This is a genomic window from Prochlorococcus marinus str. MIT 9312 (assembly GCF_000012645.1).
Classification (GTDB): Bacteria; Cyanobacteriota; Cyanobacteriia; order PCC-6307; family Cyanobiaceae; genus Prochlorococcus_A; species Prochlorococcus_A marinus_L.
In genome coordinates, this window is sequence record NC_007577.1 from 466,026 (window position 1) to 485,282 (window position 19,257).

The 19,257-nt window shown below is 30.8% G+C and carries 21 protein-coding genes; 12 read left to right on the forward strand and 9 right to left on the reverse strand.

Going from position 1 to position 19,257, the window contains the following annotated elements; genetic code table 11:
• Positions 1 to 306: 306 nt before the first annotated feature.
• The gene (gene priA, locus PMT9312_RS02565) at positions 307 to 2,583 is read left to right on the forward strand and encodes a replication restart helicase PriA (protein WP_011376057.1); all 2,277 of its coding nucleotides are present in this window, start codon (positions 307 to 309) and stop codon (positions 2,581 to 2,583) included.
• On the opposite strand, the gene PMT9312_RS02570 is transcribed toward priA, so the two are convergent.
• The 3 genes from PMT9312_RS02570 to PMT9312_RS02580 all read right to left on the reverse strand — a co-directional run bounded on the left by PMT9312_RS02570 (position 2,584) and on the right by PMT9312_RS02580 (position 5,142).
• Entirely contained in the window at positions 2,584 to 3,693 is a 1,110-nt protein-coding gene (locus PMT9312_RS02570) for a DUF3153 domain-containing protein (protein ID WP_011376058.1), read from the reverse strand.
• Between the two features lie 3 nt (positions 3,694 to 3,696).
• The gene (gene argB / locus PMT9312_RS02575; protein ID WP_011376059.1) at positions 3,697 to 4,548 is read right to left on the reverse strand and encodes an acetylglutamate kinase; all 852 of its coding nucleotides are present in this window, start codon (positions 4,546 to 4,548) and stop codon (positions 3,697 to 3,699) included.
• Between the two features lie 63 nt (positions 4,549 to 4,611).
• Entirely contained in the window at positions 4,612 to 5,142 is a 531-nt protein-coding gene (locus PMT9312_RS02580) for a DUF2854 domain-containing protein (protein WP_011376060.1), read from the reverse strand.
• A 42-nt stretch (positions 5,143 to 5,184) separates the two neighbouring features.
• Between PMT9312_RS02580 and PMT9312_RS02585 the strand changes: the two genes are divergently transcribed.
• Entirely contained in the window at positions 5,185 to 5,367 is a 183-nt protein-coding gene (locus PMT9312_RS02585) for a hypothetical protein (protein WP_011376061.1), read from the forward strand.
• A 1-nt stretch (position 5,368) separates the two neighbouring features.
• Here PMT9312_RS02585 and PMT9312_RS02590 read toward each other — a convergent pair whose 3' ends face one another.
• A complete protein-coding gene (locus tag PMT9312_RS02590; RefSeq protein ID WP_011376062.1) occupies positions 5,369 to 5,794 on the reverse strand; it encodes a single-stranded DNA-binding protein in 426 nt (141 codons plus the stop codon).
• Positions 5,795 to 5,823: 29 nt separating this feature from the next.
• Between PMT9312_RS02590 and PMT9312_RS02595 the strand changes: the two genes are divergently transcribed.
• Together PMT9312_RS02595 and cutA are read left to right on the forward strand one after the other, a co-directional pair.
• Positions 5,824 to 6,624, forward strand: coding sequence for a precorrin-6A/cobalt-precorrin-6A reductase (locus tag PMT9312_RS02595; protein ID WP_011376063.1), 801 nt, complete (start codon positions 5,824 to 5,826; stop codon positions 6,622 to 6,624).
• A gap of 6 nt (positions 6,625 to 6,630) precedes the next feature.
• Positions 6,631 to 6,936, forward strand: a complete 306-nt coding sequence (gene cutA / locus PMT9312_RS02600; RefSeq protein WP_011376064.1) for a divalent-cation tolerance protein CutA — start codon at positions 6,631 to 6,633, stop codon at positions 6,934 to 6,936.
• Positions 6,937 to 6,942: 6 nt separating this feature from the next.
• On the opposite strand, the gene PMT9312_RS02605 is transcribed toward cutA, so the two are convergent.
• The 4 genes from PMT9312_RS02605 to PMT9312_RS02620 all read right to left on the reverse strand — a co-directional run bounded on the left by PMT9312_RS02605 (position 6,943) and on the right by PMT9312_RS02620 (position 11,618).
• On the reverse strand, positions 6,943 to 7,947 hold the full coding sequence (locus PMT9312_RS02605) for an adenosine kinase (RefSeq protein WP_011376065.1): 1,005 nt from the start codon (positions 7,945 to 7,947) through the stop codon (positions 6,943 to 6,945).
• Between the two features lie 15 nt (positions 7,948 to 7,962).
• Entirely contained in the window at positions 7,963 to 9,273 is a 1,311-nt protein-coding gene (locus PMT9312_RS02610) for an adenylosuccinate synthase (RefSeq protein ID WP_011376066.1), read from the reverse strand.
• Between the two features lie 81 nt (positions 9,274 to 9,354).
• Positions 9,355 to 9,792: a photosystem II protein Psb27 gene (psb27, locus tag PMT9312_RS02615; protein ID WP_011376067.1), complete on the reverse strand. Its 438-nt coding sequence runs from the start codon at positions 9,790 to 9,792 to the stop codon at positions 9,355 to 9,357.
• Positions 9,793 to 9,815: 23 nt separating this feature from the next.
• A complete protein-coding gene (locus tag PMT9312_RS02620) occupies positions 9,816 to 11,618 on the reverse strand; it encodes a proline--tRNA ligase (protein ID WP_011376068.1) in 1,803 nt (600 codons plus the stop codon).
• 174 nt (positions 11,619 to 11,792) lie between these two features.
• On the opposite strand from PMT9312_RS02620, the gene PMT9312_RS02625 reads away from it, so the two are divergent.
• The 5 genes from PMT9312_RS02625 to lepB all read left to right on the forward strand — a co-directional run bounded on the left by PMT9312_RS02625 (position 11,793) and on the right by lepB (position 14,083).
• Positions 11,793 to 12,143, forward strand: a complete 351-nt coding sequence (locus tag PMT9312_RS02625; RefSeq protein ID WP_011376069.1) for a hypothetical protein — start codon at positions 11,793 to 11,795, stop codon at positions 12,141 to 12,143.
• Positions 12,144 to 12,239: 96 nt separating this feature from the next.
• Positions 12,240 to 12,497 carry a hypothetical protein gene (locus PMT9312_RS02630; RefSeq protein ID WP_011376070.1) on the forward strand — a complete coding sequence of 86 codons (258 nt, stop codon included), beginning with the start codon at positions 12,240 to 12,242 and terminating at the stop codon, positions 12,495 to 12,497.
• The gene (locus PMT9312_RS02635) at positions 12,487 to 13,041 is read left to right on the forward strand and encodes an inorganic diphosphatase (RefSeq protein WP_011376071.1); all 555 of its coding nucleotides are present in this window, start codon (positions 12,487 to 12,489) and stop codon (positions 13,039 to 13,041) included. Before PMT9312_RS02630 ends, PMT9312_RS02635 begins: the two co-directional genes overlap by 11 nt.
• Complete coding sequence (locus PMT9312_RS02640; protein ID WP_011376072.1) at positions 13,038 to 13,394, forward strand: Spx/MgsR family RNA polymerase-binding regulatory protein; 357 nt, start codon at positions 13,038 to 13,040, stop codon at positions 13,392 to 13,394. The genes PMT9312_RS02635 and PMT9312_RS02640 overlap by 4 nt, the downstream gene beginning before the upstream one ends.
• Before the next feature lie 29 nt (positions 13,395 to 13,423).
• The gene (lepB, locus tag PMT9312_RS02645) at positions 13,424 to 14,083 is read left to right on the forward strand and encodes a signal peptidase I (protein WP_011376073.1); all 660 of its coding nucleotides are present in this window, start codon (positions 13,424 to 13,426) and stop codon (positions 14,081 to 14,083) included.
• Positions 14,084 to 14,138: 55 nt separating this feature from the next.
• Here lepB and PMT9312_RS02650 read toward each other — a convergent pair whose 3' ends face one another.
• Positions 14,139 to 15,467 carry a histidine phosphatase family protein gene (locus PMT9312_RS02650; RefSeq protein ID WP_011376074.1) on the reverse strand — a complete coding sequence of 443 codons (1,329 nt, stop codon included), beginning with the start codon at positions 15,465 to 15,467 and terminating at the stop codon, positions 14,139 to 14,141.
• A 116-nt stretch (positions 15,468 to 15,583) separates the two neighbouring features.
• Between PMT9312_RS02650 and PMT9312_RS02655 the strand changes: the two genes are divergently transcribed.
• From PMT9312_RS02655 to PMT9312_RS02665, 3 genes are all read left to right on the forward strand, one after another.
• Entirely contained in the window at positions 15,584 to 16,945 is a 1,362-nt protein-coding gene (locus PMT9312_RS02655; protein WP_011376075.1) for a CPBP family intramembrane glutamic endopeptidase, read from the forward strand.
• Between the two features lie 182 nt (positions 16,946 to 17,127).
• Complete coding sequence (locus PMT9312_RS02660; protein ID WP_225866672.1) at positions 17,128 to 17,460, forward strand: hypothetical protein; 333 nt, start codon at positions 17,128 to 17,130, stop codon at positions 17,458 to 17,460.
• Positions 17,460 to 19,211, forward strand: a complete 1,752-nt coding sequence (locus tag PMT9312_RS02665) for a peptidoglycan D,D-transpeptidase FtsI family protein (RefSeq protein WP_011376077.1) — start codon at positions 17,460 to 17,462, stop codon at positions 19,209 to 19,211. The genes PMT9312_RS02660 and PMT9312_RS02665 overlap by 1 nt, the downstream gene beginning before the upstream one ends.
• Positions 19,212 to 19,257: the final 46 nt, after the last annotated feature.

The following is a 19,257-nucleotide window of genomic DNA, read 5'->3' on the forward strand; positions in this document are numbered from 1 at the left end:
GGTGAATTTAACTAGATAAAATTTTATTTAGGGCTAATTTGTACATTTAGTAGTAAAATCCCCTTTTCTTTGTAAAAGAACTTTTTCAAGAAATTAATAAAAAAAGTTTTTTTAAATTGTTGAAAAATTTAAATAGTGCTATAGATTACCTAAAGTAAAAAGTCTTGGGATTTCTCAGACAGGCAGATCAGTTTTTGAATTTTCATTCAATGATCAAAGCTTCATGTCTCCCTTAAGAGCAGGATACTTACAATGTGCAAAAAACACTTTGTGGAATGTTCAACAATCCAATACTAAGAAAAAGTTTTGAAGCCGGCAAGTAATCAGTTATTAAATATCTCTTGTAAATTGGAAATTTTGCTTGATATAGGTAGTAGTAATGATAGCTTTTACTACTTAGATGGAAATAATCTTGGGGTAGAAGTTGGGGATATAGTAATTGTGAAACTAAGAGGGAGATTATTGAATGGGTTAGTGATCTCCAAAGAGAACTTTTCGTCAATGAATAAAGATGAAGCAAATAATACTGCAGGAAGAAGTATAAGATATTTGTTTGTTGAAGGTATTTTGCAGAAAAAAATAATTGATGACTGTTGGAGTGAATGGATAGAGTCCCTAGCTTCTTTTTATATGGTTAGTAATTTAAAAATGTTTAAAACGGCATTTCCGCCAGGCTGGATTGGTAAATATAAGAAAATTCCTCAAGGTTTAAAAGATCAAATATGGATTGAAACCAAAAAAAAATTTGATATAAAAAAAAATGAATTGACCAATAAAGAATTTTTATTAATAGATACTTTGCCCGAAAAAGGTAATTGGCAAAGTGAGTTAATAAAGTCTGGTTTTAATTACACTCTAATTAAGTCACTGGTTAGTAGAAATTACCTGGTTAAATCTAAAAGAAAAAAAACAATAAATACTAAATTTAATTTCTTTGTAAATGATCATATTGCAACGAAGAAACCAAATCTTACAAATGAGCAAAAAATTGCATTTCAGGAATTTCAAACAATGAAACCTGGAGATGCGTTACTCCTATGGGGCGAAACAGGTTCAGGTAAAACAGAAGTTTATATGAGAATTTCTGAATATCAATTACTTAAGAAAAAAAGTTGTTTGATACTTGCACCAGAAATCGGACTTATTCCTCAACTTATTGATAGATTTAGTAAGAGATTTAATAATGTTGTTTGCGAATATCATAGTAACTGTTCTTCTAGTCATAGAACTTTAGTTTGGAAGAAAATTATTAGTGCTAATGAACCTCTAATAGTAATAGGAACGAGGTCCTCAATTTTTCTTCCAATTAAAAATCTAGGATTAATAATAATGGATGAAGAACATGATGTTTCATATAAACAAGATAGCCCTATGCCTTGTTATGACGCAAGAGAGATTGCTATTGACATAGTAAAAAGGAATTCTGCAAAGCTAATTTTGGGGAGTGCAACCCCATCAATGAAGACTTGGAAAAAGTGTATTTTCGAAAAGAATTTTAAGTTAGTACGAATGATTCAAAGGATATCAAGCAAAGAGGCGCCTGAAATAAGAATTATCGATATGCGAGATGAATTTAAGAAGGGAAATATGAAAATTTTATCCAATGAATTATTACAATTGATTCCCCAACTACGCTTAAAGAATGAGCAGGCAATAATTTTGATCCCTAGAAGGGGGCATAGTGGGTTCTTGAGTTGTAGAAATTGCGGATATTTAGTTAATTGTCCAAACTGTGACGTTCCTTTATCGGTACATCTCGGTTCACAAGGAAAAAAATGGTTAAGCTGTCATTGGTGTGATCATAAATCGAGACTGATCAATCGTTGCCCAGATTGTAATTCAAATGCCTTCAAACCTTTTGGGATAGGGACACAAAGAGTTATAGAGTTTTTAAATGCAGAATTTCCTGACTTAAGAGTACTTCGCTTTGATCGAGATACAACCTCAGGAAAGGATGGTCATAGAGATATTCTTTCAAAGTTTTCTAGAGGTGATGCTGATATTCTTGTTGGGACTCAAATGTTAGCAAAAGGGATTGATATCCCTAATATTACTCTTTCAGTAGTTATTGCAGCAGATGGATTGCTTCATCGTCCAGATATTTCGGCAGAAGAAAAAGCATTACAATTGTTTTTACAATTAGCTGGCAGGGCAGGCAGGGCTCAAAAAAAAGGAAAAGTTATTTTTCAAACATATAAACCTAACCATCCTGTAATTTCATATCTTCAAAAAAGAGATTATGAAAGATTTTTAATTGAAAATTCGAACTTGAGAAAAGATGCTAATTTATTTCCATTTTGCAAAATTTGCCTTCTTAAATTATCAGGGGAAAACTATGAATTAACTGAATCTATTGCAATAAAATTAGCAAAATATCTACTGAATTTTTGTGAGAAAAATAACTGGAAATTAATTGGCCCTGCTCCTAGTTTAATTGCTAAAGTCGGGAAAAAATTTAGATGGCAGATATTAATACATGGGCCTGAAGGCTCAAAAATACCTTTGCCTGAAAGATCATTATTATGGAAACTTATTCCAAAAAATGTTTTTTTAATAATTGATGTTAATCCAGCAGAGTTGTAATTATTTTGATGGAAGTTGAGGTAAATCTGTACCTAATTTAAATCTATAGAATCTTAATGAATAAGCTAATATTATAATTATTAAAATAATAGATATCCCAATTAAAAGTTTGTTCAAGCTCCAGAAAGAAAATTCGAGAGTATTAATCTGCCCTTGATTTAAATTCCAGATTATCAAATTCCTTGTGATTTCTAAATTTGAATTATTTTTACCAGTAAGGTTAGCTTTATTAGGGTGAATGATTTTGAAAATGAGTTCTAAATTATCAATACCTTGAATTGAATTAAGATCTAAATCCACCTTATAAAAGTATTTTTTAAAAAAAATAAAGTTTTTTTGAGTAGAGTTAATTTCTATATTTGTTGATGCTCCCGCTAACTCTCCTCCAGTATTTTGGATTATTTTAAGAACTTGCTTTGTATTCTCTAGATCTAGATTTTTATTTTTCATAGAGAAAGTTGATTCTTCTTGTCCAATTTCTGCGTCAGGGAAAATATTTTTCATTTTCTCTTCAAATTTTATTTGCCAAGGGAATTTTTTAATGTATTTACTTTCTATCACTAGATTATTAGTTATTGAATCAAGTTCACTAAGATCAAGAGTATCCTCAACTTTAACGCAGCCACTTAAGAGTGGAATTAATAATAATAGTATTAAAAAAATGATCAGTGAAAAGCCCTTCTGAAAGGGTTTTGTTTCACCAGTTGGAGTATCAGTAACATTGATAAATTTTTTTTTCTCCAATACTTCTCTTTTTTTGCGAAGCGAGTTAAGAGATTTTTTATTTTGTGATGGGTAGCTTTCAAACTGAACGTTCCAATTTTCTGGTTTTTTAATGTCAGGTGAATCTATGACTTCCATCAAATATTTTGCATTTTCTCTCGTCTTATTATCGTAAGATTTTAGAAGTTCTTTACAAAATCTTTTTGCCTCCACCTTTTTATTTGTACCACAAAGAGCGGTGATTAAAATTGTTCTTAAATTTACTCCCTCTTTACTTGATAAAGGAAATGAATCGATTCTTGTCAAAAGAAATTCAATACAATAATGATACTCACCTTTAGCTAAAGCAAGTTCTGCTGTTTCTAAAACTTGCTCATAAGTTTTCATAAGTTAAGCAACTATCATTGTGCCTATTCCGGAATTTGTAAAAATCTCAAGTAGTAATGAATGTTCTATTCGTCCATCGATTATGTGAGCTGCTTTGACTCCTTGAGCTAAAGCTCTTATGCAGCATTCCGTCTTTGGAATCATCCCTTCAGTGACAATTTTTTTATCAATAAAATTTCTTGCCTCTTTAAGATTCATTTTTTCAACGAGACTATTTTTGTTATCTTTTTCTTTTAAAATGCCTTGTGTATCAGTAAGAAGAATAAGTTTTTCTGCATTTATTGCGGCAGCAATTTCTCCAGCGACAAAATCTGCATTGATATTATGCGAAATACCTTCCATGGTTGATCCAATACTAGAAATAATAGGGATATATCCTTTAGAAATAAGAGGATCTAATATTTCAGGATTAATTTTTGTGACCTCTCCCACTAACCCATGGCTCCCATCTCCTAATTCTCTGGATTGAATTAAGTTTCCATCAAGACCTGATATTCCCACAGCTAGGGATCCAGTTTTGTTAACACCTTTTACAATTTGTTTGTTGACCCTGCCCATTAGGACCATTTCAACAATATCCATTGTTTTTTGATCAGTAATTCTTAATCCATTTTCAAATTTAGGAGATATTTCTAATTTCTTTAGCCAATTATTAATCTCGGGACCTCCGCCATGAATTACTATGGGACACACTCCCACGCTTGACAAAAGTGCTATATCTCTAAAAAAAGCCTTTTTTAAATTATCATTTTCCATAACAGAACCTCCATACTTGATAACAATTTTTCTACCTGAGAAACTTTGTATATATGGAAGTGCTTCGCTTAATATTGATACTCTTTGAGAATCATTCATTATTAAAAATCAATAAAACTTTATTGAATTAAGAAATTAGTTTTTTCAAATATATACCTAAATTTAATAAAAGAGAATAAAATCAAATTCTTTTTTATTATCGTCGATGATAAATTCTGATTCAAGACCTTTAACGAAAAACCTGTTTAATCTTTCTTGTTTCTCAATCCATCTTTCTATTGGAACAGCATTTAATTCAAAACGCATTCTGAGACCATTTTTCTCTTCCTTTGTAATTTCTTCTATTTCTTTTAGTTGAGGAGGATTATCCTCGTTCCACAAATTTAAAGATTCTAATGAAGACTCAAGATGAGCCTTTATCCCATACCTCCATCTAGTAACATCTTTAACTAGTGCTGTTAATTCTTTTGGCCTATTAAATCTATTTGTCGTAAAATTCGCCTTGTCAAATAATTCTGCAGGAGGTATCTCTGAAGTCTTTAAACCTAATCCAATTAGAAAAATAGGTACTCCATAAAAAAAAGTAGGTACACTTAAGTTTACTGAGTCTGTAAAATAAGCAGTCATTCCAACAAAAGCTAATATACCTCCAGTTGTTACGATTAAGTTTCCAGGCGATAAGTATTTCTTCATTGTGATTTAGTAGTATGATTTTTAAATGTTCTAACAAGTATTATGCAAGATCCTAATACTGCAAATCAAGGCGATTTAATTTTAAAACTTGATCAAGATAGGGCATGGCTCTTAGAAAATCTTGATAAGGGTAAATGGCCAGAAATTAGAAGCGAACTTGCTTCTCTTGAAAGAAAAATAAGCAAATTAATTATAAGTGTTCAAGAAAATAATGTTGATATTTGATTTAAAAAGGTATTTCGTCAACTTGCGGCACTAAAGGTGAGCTATCCCAACTAGAATTCTTGGCGTTTTCTTTCTTATCAAATGATCCATTATTTTCTTCTTGATCAGTTTTAATAATGTCAACTGGCGTTATTTTATGAATCTTTGAAGCTGTTAGTTCTGGTTGCTTTTCTTTAGTTCCATCTTTTCTAGTAACTGAATTCATTCTAAGACGTCCTTCAATAACTATATTTTGCCCCTCTTTTAGTTCTTCTATCATTTCTTGAGCAATATTTCCCCAACCTAAAATCTTGAGTTCTCTAGCTGGATCTTCACTACGTAATCCTTTAAAATTAACAATCATTTCTGCAATTGGAGTCTGGTTCTCTTGCGTATACCTCATTTGGGGAGCGCTATTAATTACCGCTTGAATTAAACAATGATTCATTACTTTACTATTTAATTAAAGACATACTGATGCAGAATCAAGAAAATTGCTACGAAAATGTTTGGATCCTATCAGGAACTTCTGATGGACCTGTAATGGCTAGTAGGCTTCTTGATCTTAACTATTCAGTTTTTGCAAGTGTTTTAACTTATAGAGCGGCTCAAGCTTATATTGAAAATCCAAAGTTACATATCATTACAGGTAAATTAAATGATAAAGACGAAATTATTAATTTCATAAAAAAAAATAAAATCAAATGCGTTGTAGATGCTACTCATGCGTTTGCCGTAATAATTTCTGAGAATCTAAATAAAGCATGTAAAGAAATTAATGTACCTCTTCTAGTATTTGAGAGAAAATCTCTAATGAATAACTCTAGTAATATTAATTATATTGATGGTTTAAAGGACATAAATAAAGGTGATCTAAAAAATAAGAACATTCTTCTCGCAATAGGATCAAGATTTCTTAACGATACTGCTGAATATTATATGAATTGTGAAGCAAACGTCTTTACAAGAGTACTCCCAACCTATGAAAGCATAACCAAAGCTTTTGGATCATGTATAAAAAATTCAAATATAGCGATACTTGAACCAAGGAAAAATGAGGAAGGCTTTTTAGAAAAAAAACTTTGTAATTTCTGGAGGATAGATTATGTACTATGCAGAGAATCTGGAAGTTATTCTCAGAAAAACTGGGAAAGTATTATTTCTGGAAGTAAGATGAAGTTATTTTTGGTTAAAAGGCCAAAATTTAAAAATGATAATTCTTACTCTTTCTATCAATACGGAAATTTGATAGATCACATAAAAAATATTGAAGTTTAATTCATTATGGAAGTAATAGTCATGATCACAACTGAATCAAGTAAAACAAATGCTTTGAGACTGGCTAAGTTACTAATACAAAAAAAGCTCGCGGCTTGTGTTTCTATGAAGCAAATTTCTTCAATTTATAAGTGGAATGATGATATTGAAGAAACTAAGGAGTTTGAAATAACAATAAAAAGCAAACCAGAATTTAAAGATGATTTAATTGATTTCTTACATAAATTTTCAACATATGATATTCCTCAAATTATTTACAAAAAATACCATTCTGAGATTAAATATTATGAATGGATGAATAAGACTATTTAATTAAACCTAGCTTATTAATTTTTTAAGATCAATATTGGATCTAGATCCTAATTGTGTAATTATTTGCCCTGCACAAATTGAGCCTATCTCTCCACATTTTTTGAGGGAATAATTATTTATTAATCCATGAATAAATCCTCCGGCATAAATATCTCCCGCTCCTGTAGTATCAATAATCTTCTCTGTCGTTATTGACTTAATTACTTCGACATCATTTTTATTAATTATTAGAGAACCATTTCTACCTAGAGTTACTACGACTAATTCACATAAGGACGAGAGGTCTCCTTGGCAGTTTGCTAATTTATCCTTTTTAAATAGACTTAAAACTTCAGATTCATTACAAAAAACTATATCTACATAGTTATCAATTAATTCCAAGAAACTCTCTCGATGTCTATCTACACAAAATGAATCAGACAATGAAAGGATTATTTTTGTATTAGATAGTTTTGCAATTTGAGCGGCTTTAAGAAAAGCATTTTTAGCTAATTCGCTGTCCCATAAATAACCTTCTAAATACAAGTATTTACTTTCTTTGAGTACACTAAAATCAATATCTTTTGGTTCAAACTCTATTGATGCTCCTAAGTAAGTGCACATAGTTCTTTGAGCATCAGGAGTAATCAAAATAATTGAATGAGCTGTTGCCGCCCCTTCTTCAGTTGGTGGAGTATTAAATGTAGTTTTACTTTTTTTTATATCAGAAGAAAAGAAATTGCCAAATTGATCATTTTTCACCCTTCCAATAAACTGCACATCATTACCTAATTCTGCTAAACATACAACCGTATTTGCTGAGGACCCCCCTGATATTTGTTTGATAACTTTGCAATTATTTAACAATGTCTGGGATTGATCAGAATTAATGAGATTCATTGATCCTTTCTCTAAATTATTGATCTCAAGAAATTCATCTTCAGTATTGACAATAATATCTACTATTGCGTTGCCCAAACCAACAAGGTCAACTATTTTATTTTGTTCAAAATGTCTAAAAGATGTCCTCATTAATTTTTTAGTAAATTATCTTAGAAGAGCTCTTTTAGGTCCATGTATTGGGTCTTCAATTACTATAGTTTGATCTCTATTCGCCCCCAATGAGACAATAGCAATTGGAACTTCCATTAATTCAGCTAAAAATCTGAGGTAATTCATGGCATTTTGAGGGAGATCAGATAGATTTCTACAATTTGCAGTTGAACATTGCCAACCTTTTAATTTCTTGAAGATTGGCTTGCATTTTTTTAAGTCATCTGAATTTGTAGGGAAGTAGTCTATTCGCTCTCCATCTAGATCATATGCAATGCAAACTTGAATCTCATCTAATTCATCTAGTACATCTAGTTTCGTAACTGCTAAACAATCAAGACCATTTACAGATACAGCATATTTACCAATAACTCCATCAAACCACCCACACCTCCTCCTTCTACCAGTAGTGGTTCCAAATTCACTACCTCTATCACAGAGTTGATCATTGATACTTCCCTGTAATTCCGTTGGGAATGGGCCCTCACCTACTCTTGTGGTGTATGCTTTTGCGACTCCTATAACTCTATCGATTAACGTAGGGCCAACTCCAGCTCCAATGCAAGCACCTCCTGATATAGGGTTTGATGAGGTAACAAAAGGATATGTCCCATGGTCTAAGTCAAGCAGAGTCCCCTGAGCACCTTCAAATAGAATATTCTTCTTATTTTTTGAGGCTGAATGTATAGTTCTAGTACAGTCGACTACATGTTTTGATAATCTTTCACCATAGTCAAGATATTCTTCAACAATGTCTTCTGTTTTGAGTGGTTTAATACCATAGATTTTTTCTAATAGACCGTTTTTTTCTCTTAATGGAATTTCGATAACATCTCTTAATCTTTCCTTATTAAGTAAATCTCTTACTCTAATACCATTCCTTTGCGACTTATCAGCATATGTAGGGCCAATTCCACGACCTGTCGTCCCTATTTTATTTGAGCCTCTATCAGCTTCCATAGCTTCATCTAATATTCGGTGGTAAGGCATTGTTACATGTGATGTTGATGAAAGTTTTAATCCTGAGATGTCAATTTCATTATCAATTAACATATCAATTTCTTTCAGCAAGATTTTCGGATCTACAACTGTTCCTGATCCAATTAAACAAGTTTTATTTTTATAGAGTATCCCTGAAGGAATTAAATGTAATTTTAAGACTTTATCATCTACAACTATAGTGTGACCAGCATTTACACCTCCTTGGTAACGAACGACAACATCAGCCGAACGACTAAGTAAATCTGTTATTTTACCTTTTCCTTCGTCACCCCATTGGGCCCCGATTACAACAACATTAGCCAATTTTAGAAGAGCATTATTTTTGTGCGAATATTTAATATATTCAAAAATCTTGGTTTACTTTTAAAAAGTAAATGAATTGTATCAACTTTCTCTTAGAACCATTTTTTCAGCAAGAGAAAATTCTTTGGTTAAACGCTCTTTAAGTTTATCTGGTAAAGGTCTACTTGCAAAGTTTTTGTAATGGCCTGCCATAGCATTTAATGCTGTTTGCATTGTGGTAAATGATTGAGTTTTGTTCACCATCCCTCTATTTCTGTATCTAGAAATATAATCAGTTATAAGGGTAAGAGATTCACTTCTTACTTCATCTTTATTTGGAGAATCCTTTGGAGTATCAACTGCTATTTGTAATGTTTTAACAACTGAGATTGTATCTTTTGTATAGTCACCAGTCATTGAGGTTTTTGCAGCTATAGAAGGGGAATTGAATAATGTAAAAATAACAATAAAGGAGAGTGAAAAAGATATAGCTTTGGTGAGATTTTTAATAATTAATTCTGATGTCCATTTTAGTAACATAATTAGCTCCCAAAAATTTTGCCTTAAGAATTTTTATTGTACATTATTTCTGATTCGGAAATAAATGTTTCCAACAATTTATGGGCACTAATTTTAAATTTAGTATTATTTGTTCTGCATATAAGTTCTACTTCGTTGTTAATAGAATCTCTACCAATAATTATTTGAAAAGGAATTCCAATTAATTCTGCATCTTTGAATTTCACGCCCGCTCTATCTTCCCTGTCATCAAGAAGAACGTCAATTTTATTAACTAAAAAGTTGTTATATATTTGCTCTGTAAGGTCTCTTTGAATCTGATCTTTTAGGTTGGTTGGAATAATAATGACTTCAAAAGGAGAAATCTGGATCGGCCAACAAATTCCTTTTTGATCATGATTCTGTTCAATAGCAGCTTGAGCTATTCTTGTTACTCCAATTCCATAACAACCCATCCATAAATTTTTCAAATGACCATCCTTATCAGAAAACTTAGCATTTAATTTTTCACTATATTTTTGTCCTAGTTGAAAAATATGTCCTATCTCAATACCTTTTTTTTCTTTGAGTTCTTCATTATCATTGATTTTTATTTTATCTCCTTTTTTAGCATTCCTAATATCCTCTATTAGATAATCTTTTGAAGTAAAAGAAAACTCCTGAAAAACTTTGTGGAAATTAACTTTATTCGCACCACTTATAAACTTTGAGAGAGTACTTGCAGAATGATCAATTATTCTCGTCCATGTTTTGTCCCAATTAGAACTCGCTTTAATAGTTTCATTATCTAGGTCTGGCCCGATAAAACCTAAAGGAAAGTTAACTAGGTTTTTTTCGATAATTTTTATGTCTTCAATTTTCTGAAGATGCAGGAGGTTGGAACTATGAAGTTTATTTATTAAGTTAAAAAGCTTTACTTCATTAATATGTTGATCTCCTCTTATGCAAGCAAGAATTGGGACCTCCGATTTAATCTCAAACTTTGCAAGAAATACTACGACTTTAATAATCTGACTAGGGTCTAAATTATTATTTTTACAAACTTCGAGAATTGTTTTTTGTTCAGGTGTTTCTATCCATCCTGAAATATTATTTTTTAATGGAATAGGTTGAGAGGGAATGGAAACAGCTTTTTCAATATTCGCAGCATATGAACCGCTTTGAGTAAACAAGATGGAGTCTTCCCCAGCATCTGCAGTTACCATAAATTCTTTGGAGGAGGCCCCGCCAATGGCTCCACTATCTGCTTCAACCCCTACTGTCTCTAGTCCACAAGATTTAAAAATATTTTCGTAAGCATTGCCCACCTTTTCATAAAATGAAGCCAGGTCTTTTTCTGAAGAATGGAAAGAATAACCATCTTTCATTATAAATTCTCTACTCCTCATTAATCCAAATCTTGGCCTTATTTCATCTCTAAATTTTGTCTGAATTTGGTAAAAACATTGAGGTAATTGCTTATAGGAGTTGATGATCTCTGATGCAATACTTGTTATCACCTCTTCGTGAGTTGGAGCTAAACCAAATTCTTTCCCTTGTCTGTCTTTTAGATTAAACATTATTCCTTCCCCTGCAGTATATCCTTCCCACCTTTCACTTTTTTTCCATAAATTTGCAGGATGAAGTTGAGGTAAGAGTAATTTTGTGCAACCAATACTATTGAGTTCTATCTCTATTATTTTAGATATTTTCTCAATAACTTTAAGCATTATTGGCATGTATGCATAAATGCCGCTGTAAACTCTGCGAATGTAACCAGCTTTTAAAAGTAATTGATGTGAAATAATCTCAGCTTCAGAAGGTGTGTCACGAAGTGTCCCCAGAGGAAATGAGGTGGTTACTCGCATACAAAAAATAATTTAATAATAGTTAATTTTATCAATTAAGATGAAAAAAAAATAAAAAGTGTCTTGAGTCCCTCAACGCCGCTAGTCTTGAAATATTCTTTTTGCTACCTTCTTCAGTAATGAAGTACAAACTCTTTTAAAAAGTTCATTATTTCTAAAACATTTTTTAAGGTTATGGAAAATATAGATTCTAATATTTCTAACGAAGAAGAATTAGTAGGTATTGATGAAGTTCAAAAATTCTTAAACAGATCAAGAGCCTCTGTTTATCGTTATACAAACACTGATTTAAGAAATCTAAACCCTAGTTTTAATCCAAGAAAATTAAATCCCGAATTTAGAACTGATCAAAAAGATCCGCTAAAATTCCATCCTAATGAAGTAGCAAGATTTGCAAAAGATATTTTGAGAATTAAGGAAGTAACTGTAGAGGTATTTAATACACCTTCCTCGGCGGCTCAAAACATACTTGTACAAATATTAGACGAATTAAAATCTATTAGGTCATTACTAGAAAAAGAATAATTAAGAAGTCAATAAACAATGTTTTGATTTATTGACATTTAGAATGTAGGATAATTATGTTCAATTATCTCCTTAACCTTTACCAATTAAGAGTTCTTGAGTTATACAAAATCAAAGCACTTTATAAAAAGTAAATCAAGCGAAGAATCTTCTCTTAAATCTACTTTAAGTGATTTTGAAAGAGATGATGATGATGACCCCTTAAGTATAAGGAGTTTATGTATAACATCTCTAGGTATTATTTTTGCCTTTATGATATTTTTATTACCTTCAATCGGCATTTTAATTGGAAGACCTTTCTCTCAAGGGAAAGAGGTAATTATTAATCACGATTTTAAAAAAGATGGATCTTAGTTCGATACCTCCATCTCCAATGAAGGGAATAGTAAATATTGTTGTTGAAATACCTGCAGGAAGTAGGAATAAGTATGAATATTGTTCTGAGGCAGGAATAATGGCATTGGATAGAGTACTTCATTCTTCTGTGAGGTACCCTTTTGACTATGGTTTTATCCCAAATACCCTTGCAGATGATGGAGCTCCTCTTGATGCGATGGTGATAATGGACGAACCTACTTTTGCTGGTTGTCTAATAAAAGCTAGACCTATTGGAGTTTTGGACATGCATGATTGTGGTGCATATGACGGAAAACTTTTATGCGTGCCTATGGCTAATCCTAGACAGGCAAATATAGTAAGTATAAAGCAAATTGCTCCTAATCAACTCGAGGATGTTGCTGAATTTTTTAGAACTAGTAAAGGACTTGATGGAAGAACAGTTCAAATTGATGGTTGGAGGGATTTTGATGCAGTTGAAAATCTATTGAAAAATTGCACACCCCTAAAAAAGAAAAGCTTTAAAGTGCTTAAGAAATCAACCATTAGTAAAGTAAATTGAAGAAAATAATTTTTTATAGTTATTTAAAATGCTCTACTTGCCGAAAAGCTGCTAAGTGGCTTGATAAAAAAGATTTTGAATACCAATTAATTGATATTGTAAAAGAACCTCCACTATTAGATTATTTAAATTTAGCTTTAGAACAATACTCTCCTGATAAAAAAAGGATTTTTAATACAAGAGGGAAAGCCTTTAAATCGATTAATCTTGATATTTACTCTTTATCAAAAGAGGAAATAATTCAACTTCTTTTAAGTGATGGTAAATTAATAAAAAGACCGTTTTTGGTTTATGAAGAAAAAAAAGTGATACTAGGGTTTAACGAAATTGAATATGCCGAACAATTTATGTAAGGTTAAAAAATCAATCCTTAAATAAATTTATGCCTTCTTCTATTAAAAGTTTTTTAAAAGAATGGGGTCTACTAATTCTACTAACTTTTTTTGTTTCTTCTTGTAGATCTTTTTTCGCTGAACCTCGTTATATCCCCTCTGGTTCAATGCTCCCAGAATTACAAATAAACGATAGGTTAATTATTGAAAAGTTCTCTCTGAGGAACTCTTTACCAAGAAGAGGAGATATTGTAGTTTTTAAATCTCCTTACTCATTTGATGAAAAACTAATTTCATCGAGATCTAAGCCGTTACCAAACAAAAGATATTGTTTTTTTATGAGTTTTCCTCCAATGTCTTTTATTCCTGGTTTGAGGGACCAAGCTTGCGATGCTTATATCAAAAGAGTAGTTGCGCTCCCTGGAGAAATTGTAAGTGTAAATACTAATGGTGAAGTAATAATAAATAATAAATTAATTCCTGAACCTTATGTAACTTATAAGTGCTCATTATCCCTTTTTAATAGATGTGGTGAATTTGAAAATATAAAAGTTCCTAAAGATCATTTTTTAGTTTTAGGCGATAATAGGTCAAATAGCTGGGATGGAAGATATTGGCCTGGAAGTAAATTTCTTCACAAAAATGAGATTATTGGAAGAGCTTATTTAAGATTTTGGCCTCTTAGTAAAGCTGGCTTTTTTAATAATTAAAGCCTTTATTTTAAATCTGACTGTATCAAAATAATTTTTTAAAAAGCGTTTTAATTTAAAGCGCTCCAGAAGCAGTTGAATCAATGACACCTCCTAGATGAGTTGTGATATTTAGAGCACTAATTACAGGGGCTTTACTGGGATCTTTAAAAATGTCAATTATAGTTATGCCACCATTACCTTGTTTTATCATCCAGATATTTGAATAATTAATCCCAAGTATATTGCAAATCAGAGTTTTATTGACTGCATCATGAGCGACTACAAGGCTTAAATCATTATCTTTTTGAGATAGACAAATTTTGTCAAAAGCTTCTATGGACCTTTCTGATACATCTTTTATAGATTCCCCTTCGGGCATTATTACTTCTTCAGGTTTATCATGCCAATTTTTTAGCAAAACAGGCCACTTTTCTCTGATTTCTGATTCCAGTTTACCCTCCCATAATCCGTGACTAATTTCTACAAGTGAATCTATTTTTTCTATTTTTAAATCTTTATTATTTTGAACAATTATTTGTGCAGTCTCGTAAGGCCTATCCATTGAACTTGAAAATGCCTTATTGAAAGAAATATTTCTCAAATATTCAAAAGTCTTTCTCGCTTGATCTTTACCGTTTTCGTTTAGTGGGATATCAATTTGGCCTTGGAATCTACCTTCTTTGTTCCAGTTTGTTTCACCATGCCTTATTAGGAAAATTCTTGAATCTCCAATTTGATTGGGAATGTTTTTATTAAGATGAGATGTTTGATTTAAACATTCAATTTGTGTGTTAAAAGATTTACCATGAATTGAAAGATTGAGAATTGAAAAAGAAGCATTCTCTAATCTTATTTTTCTAAAGCCTTGGGTAGGCTTTCCCAATGACAAAAGGATTAAACATCTTAGAATTGCATTATGCCCAACTACTAAAATATTTACATCATCTTTGTCTAAATAAATTCTCAAAATATTTTCTAAAAAATTTGTTGCTTGTTCAAATAAATCTTGAATTGGTTTATATGTTTTACCGTCACTTCTTTTTAAAATAAGATTTTCTGGATCATTTTTCCAAATAGGATAAATTTCTGGAAATTTGTTTTTTATTTCATCAATTTTTATACCAGACCATTCACTAAGGTCTACCTCTAACAAATTATTATCGAATGTAATTTCTTGTTCTTTGTTGAAGCTTTCTTTAATTGTTTTCGCAGTCTCTGCAGCTCTCACGAGAGGTGACGAATAGATTTTATCGAAGTTTATTTTTGATAATGCTTTTCCTGCTTTGAGTGCTTGTTCGTATCCTTCATCAGTTAATAATGAATCATCTGTCCGTCCTTGAATTAATCCTTTTGCATTGAAACTACTTAGTCCATGCCTAACCAAAACTAATCTTATAGTCATTATATAAATTTGAGAATGATTATAATTTAATCATCTCATGGCGTGATAAAAATAGGTATATCAATATTAGAGATTTCAATGAAAACTAACTATAATTTTAAACTTTATAATAAATTATGATCTTTAAAAATATTTCTAAAACGAAACTTTCATTAGCTTTAATTTCTCTTGTCATAACTTTCTTCGTATGGCAACAAGGGTTAAGAGATAGTTTGAGTAGACCATCTGTTTCATTTGATATAAGTCAAAAGGAACAAGAAATTGTTGAATTAGCGGTCCAATCAATACCAACAAACCTTAAAAAATTTTTTATCACAAATGATCCTATTGATCAAATAAATAATTCACTCTCTGAGGTCTCATTTAATGAACTTTCAGAAAGAAATAAATTAATTCGAATAATTTCTTTAGAATCAAATGAATCTTTAATCTTTAAGAATAGATCTAAAGAGTTTGAGAATAAAAACTATAACTTACTAATTGATGAGATACAAAAAAAATCCAATAATAATTCTTATAATCCAAATTCTGAAAAGTTTGATTTTTTTAAAAGGGATAGATTTTTATATCACCTTTTAAGCAAGAAATTTGATTTTGACGATAGTTCAGTAATAACAAAATCATTTTCAAGCAAAATGTTTTTAAAAATATTAGCCATTAGATTAATACCACTTTTGACAATATTGCTTGGCTCTATACTAGCTTTAAAAACATTATGGACAGCCATATCTTTGAAAAAATTTGTGTGGAAAGAAATTAAATCCTTAGACTTAGAATTAATAGATATGGTTTTATTAATTGCAGGTGGATTTGTTGTTTTAGGAGAAGTGGTCTCACCTTTGTTTTCAATAAGTTTAGTTGAACTTATTTCTAAAAATATCTCAAATGAGTTGTCTCAATCTCTGAAAATTTTCTTTGGATATCTTTTTATGGCTATTCCTCCATTATGGATAGTTTATTATCAAATTAAATCTTTGAATGGTGAATTTAGTTTAAAAAAAGATTATTTTCAGTTCAATTTTTTGCCAATAAAAGACGCAATTATACAAGGAATTAAAGGTTGGTTAACAATTGTTCCTTTTGTTTTATTGATTTCTCTAATTATGAATAGTCTGATCGATAATCAAAATGGTAGTAATCCTTTGCTTGAAATTGTACTTAATAATAATAATTATTTATCATTTATTCTTTTATTTTTAACAACAACTCTACTGGCTCCTTTATTTGAGGAGATTATATTTCGCGGTATTTTACTACCAACTCTTTCAAGAGATTTTGGAATAATTTTGGGCATCATAGTTTCCGCTTTTATCTTTGCTTTAGCTCATTTAAGTCTGGGAGAAATGCCGCCATTATTTGTTCTAGGAATAGGACTAGGAATTACAAGAATTGCATCAGGGAGTTTGCTATCTTCAGTAATTATGCATTCTTTATGGAATGGATTGACCTTTTTAAATTTGTTCTTATTGAGAACATAAAGAATTGAATTTTATTACTTGCGAATCAAATCAAAAGATGTTTATTTGATTTATAACACTTCTTTTATTCCAAAATAAATAATAGATGGATCCTTATGATAAAAAATCTTTTTTTTAAAAAAAAAGTTTCATACCAAAGTCAGAAAAATTCACAAAAAATATCTAAAATAAATATCCAATTAATGCATAAAATATTCGACACCATTAATATCTCTATCTTAGTTTTAATTTTTACATTATTTTTCTTGTCTTTTGAAAGCCAAAGGAAATGGTCAAATATTTATAAAACTTTATCTAAAACACAAGCGATGAATAATAATCTCATTGACTATATTTCTAAAACAGAACAGTATTATATTACCGAACTTGATTCAATTAGTACTCATAGAAAGACTAAACCTGAAGATTTAATTTATCTCAATATAATTAAAGATAAAAAAGAAAGTCTTTTCAAGAAAAATTTTAGAAGCTTAATTGAAGGTTTAAGAGATAGCAAATATCAAAGGGGATATTGATGAGAAAATATAAAAAAATTGTTCAAATTATACCTCTTGATAAAAGGAGATTTAAATTACTCTATATTTTTAGCTTGCTAATGATATTTTGTTTGTTTGGTAGGTTAGTTAACTTGCAAGTCTTTAATGCCTCAGATTTGAAAAAGAAAGCGAGATTAATACAATCTTCTACAACTAACGCCTTGAAAAAAAGGAGATCGATTGTTGACAGAAATAATAGACTCATTGCTTACGATAAACCCCTTTATAAGCTGTGGGCTCATCCAAGATATTTTAATTTTCCTGGTGATTCTATTAAAGAAGTTCGTAGCATTGAAGAAGTTGCGAAAAAATTATCACCTATTTTGGATATTAAAGATAAAAAACTCTTGGAAAAATTTAATGACAAAAGCAGCGGCATCATGCTTTTGGATAAAATTTCTGAAGAAAAAGCAGAAAAGATTAAAAACCTTCAAATAAGCGGACTTGATTTGTTTAAATACTCTCAAAGATATTATCCACAAGGGGAACTTTATTCCAATCTTGTTGGTTTTGTTAATGATGAGAATAAAGGTTCAGCAGGTTTAGAGCTTCATTTGGATAATCAAATTAAAGTTTTTAATAAAAGTAATCTAATAAAAAGAGGAGGAGATGGCACCCCTCTGCCTGATAATTCAGCTCCAGGTGATTTTATTTATGATTACAAGAGTTTAGGTCTAACTATAGATTCAAAATTACAGAAAGCGTCATTAAATGCATTGTCAAAGCAAATAAGTAAATGGAAAGCAAAGAAGGGATTTGCCATGGTTATGGATGTTAATAATGGTCAGATTCTTTCCTTGGTTGCAGTGCCTTCATATGATCCGAATAAATTTTGGCAGTATGATTCTGAACTCTTTAGAGGTTGGTATTCTCAAGATTTATTTGAGCCGGGTTCAACTTTTAAGCCTATTAATCTTGCCTTAGCGTTAGAAGAAAAAGTAATCCAAAAAGATGGTTTAGTTGAAGATAGCGGAAAGATTAATGTTGGAGGATGGACACTTTCTAATTGGGATAAAAAAGGTAATGGATACATTGATTATCCAAAAGTATTGCAGGTTTCAAGTAATGTTGGGATGGTAAAAATAATGCAAAATTTAGAGCCTAGAGTTTATTGGGATTGGCTGAAGAATTTAGGTATAAATAAAAATTTAGAGACTGACTTATATGAATCAACTGCAGGCCAATTAAAGAGAAAAGATTTATTCGTAAATCAATCAATAGAGCCTGCTGTGGCTTCTTTTGGGAAGGGTTTCTCAATCTCGCCACTTAAATTGGCTCAACTTCATGCGGCTCTAGCTAATGGCGGTTTTGAAGTTACTCCCCATGTAACCTCAAATTTCAAAGAAAGAGTAAATCAAAACTCAAAAAAACAATTTTTTTCTCCTGAGGTCTCTAAAATTGTTCTTGAATGGATGGAGAGCGTGGTTGATAAAGGTAGTGGATCTGGAGTGAAAATTGAGGGTTATAGAATAGCTGGAAAAACAGGGACTTCTCAAAAAGCTTTAAATGGTGTGTATACAAGTAAAAAAGTTTGTAGTTTTGTCGCCACCTTACCAGTAAATGATCCGAAATATGTTGTCCTTGTTGTCGTTGATGAGCCATCAAAATTATATGCATATGGTTCAACTGTTGCAGTACCAGTTGCGAAAGAAATTATCGAGAGTTTAATAGTAATTGAAAAAATACCTCCTAAGGTTAAAGGTCATGGAATGATTGTTAAAAAACTCTAAAATTTTCTCATTTATATAAATATTTAGTTCATTATTTGATGATTTC

Excerpts from the sequence above, each read along its gene's own strand:
- PMT9312_RS02570 (WP_011376058.1), bottom strand. The coding sequence starts at position 3,693 with ATGAAAACTTATGAGCAAGTTTTAGAAACAGCAGAACTTGCTTTAGCT.
- argB (WP_011376059.1), bottom strand. The coding sequence starts at position 4,548 with ATGAATGATTCTCAAAGAGTATCAATATTAAGCGAAGCACTTCCATAT.
- PMT9312_RS02580 (WP_011376060.1), bottom strand. The coding sequence starts at position 5,142 with ATGAAGAAATACTTATCGCCTGGAAACTTAATCGTAACAACTGGAGGT.
- PMT9312_RS02585 (WP_011376061.1), top strand. The coding sequence starts at position 5,185 with ATGCAAGATCCTAATACTGCAAATCAAGGCGATTTAATTTTAAAACTT.
- PMT9312_RS02590 (WP_011376062.1), bottom strand. The coding sequence starts at position 5,794 with ATGAATCATTGTTTAATTCAAGCGGTAATTAATAGCGCTCCCCAAATG.
- PMT9312_RS02595 (WP_011376063.1), top strand. The coding sequence starts at position 5,824 with ATGCAGAATCAAGAAAATTGCTACGAAAATGTTTGGATCCTATCAGGA.
- cutA (WP_011376064.1), top strand. The coding sequence starts at position 6,631 with ATGGAAGTAATAGTCATGATCACAACTGAATCAAGTAAAACAAATGCT.
- PMT9312_RS02605 (WP_011376065.1), bottom strand. The coding sequence starts at position 7,947 with ATGAGGACATCTTTTAGACATTTTGAACAAAATAAAATAGTTGACCTT.
- psb27 (WP_011376067.1), bottom strand. The coding sequence starts at position 9,792 with ATGTTACTAAAATGGACATCAGAATTAATTATTAAAAATCTCACCAAA.
- PMT9312_RS02620 (WP_011376068.1), bottom strand. The coding sequence starts at position 11,618 with ATGCGAGTAACCACCTCATTTCCTCTGGGGACACTTCGTGACACACCT.
- PMT9312_RS02625 (WP_011376069.1), top strand. The coding sequence starts at position 11,793 with ATGGAAAATATAGATTCTAATATTTCTAACGAAGAAGAATTAGTAGGT.
- PMT9312_RS02635 (WP_011376071.1), top strand. The coding sequence starts at position 12,487 with ATGGATCTTAGTTCGATACCTCCATCTCCAATGAAGGGAATAGTAAAT.
- lepB (WP_011376073.1), top strand. The coding sequence starts at position 13,424 with ATGCCTTCTTCTATTAAAAGTTTTTTAAAAGAATGGGGTCTACTAATT.
- PMT9312_RS02650 (WP_011376074.1), bottom strand. The coding sequence starts at position 15,467 with ATGACTATAAGATTAGTTTTGGTTAGGCATGGACTAAGTAGTTTCAAT.
- PMT9312_RS02655 (WP_011376075.1), top strand. The coding sequence starts at position 15,584 with ATGATCTTTAAAAATATTTCTAAAACGAAACTTTCATTAGCTTTAATT.
- PMT9312_RS02660 (WP_225866672.1), top strand. The coding sequence starts at position 17,128 with ATGCATAAAATATTCGACACCATTAATATCTCTATCTTAGTTTTAATT.
- PMT9312_RS02665 (WP_011376077.1), top strand. The coding sequence starts at position 17,460 with ATGAGAAAATATAAAAAAATTGTTCAAATTATACCTCTTGATAAAAGG.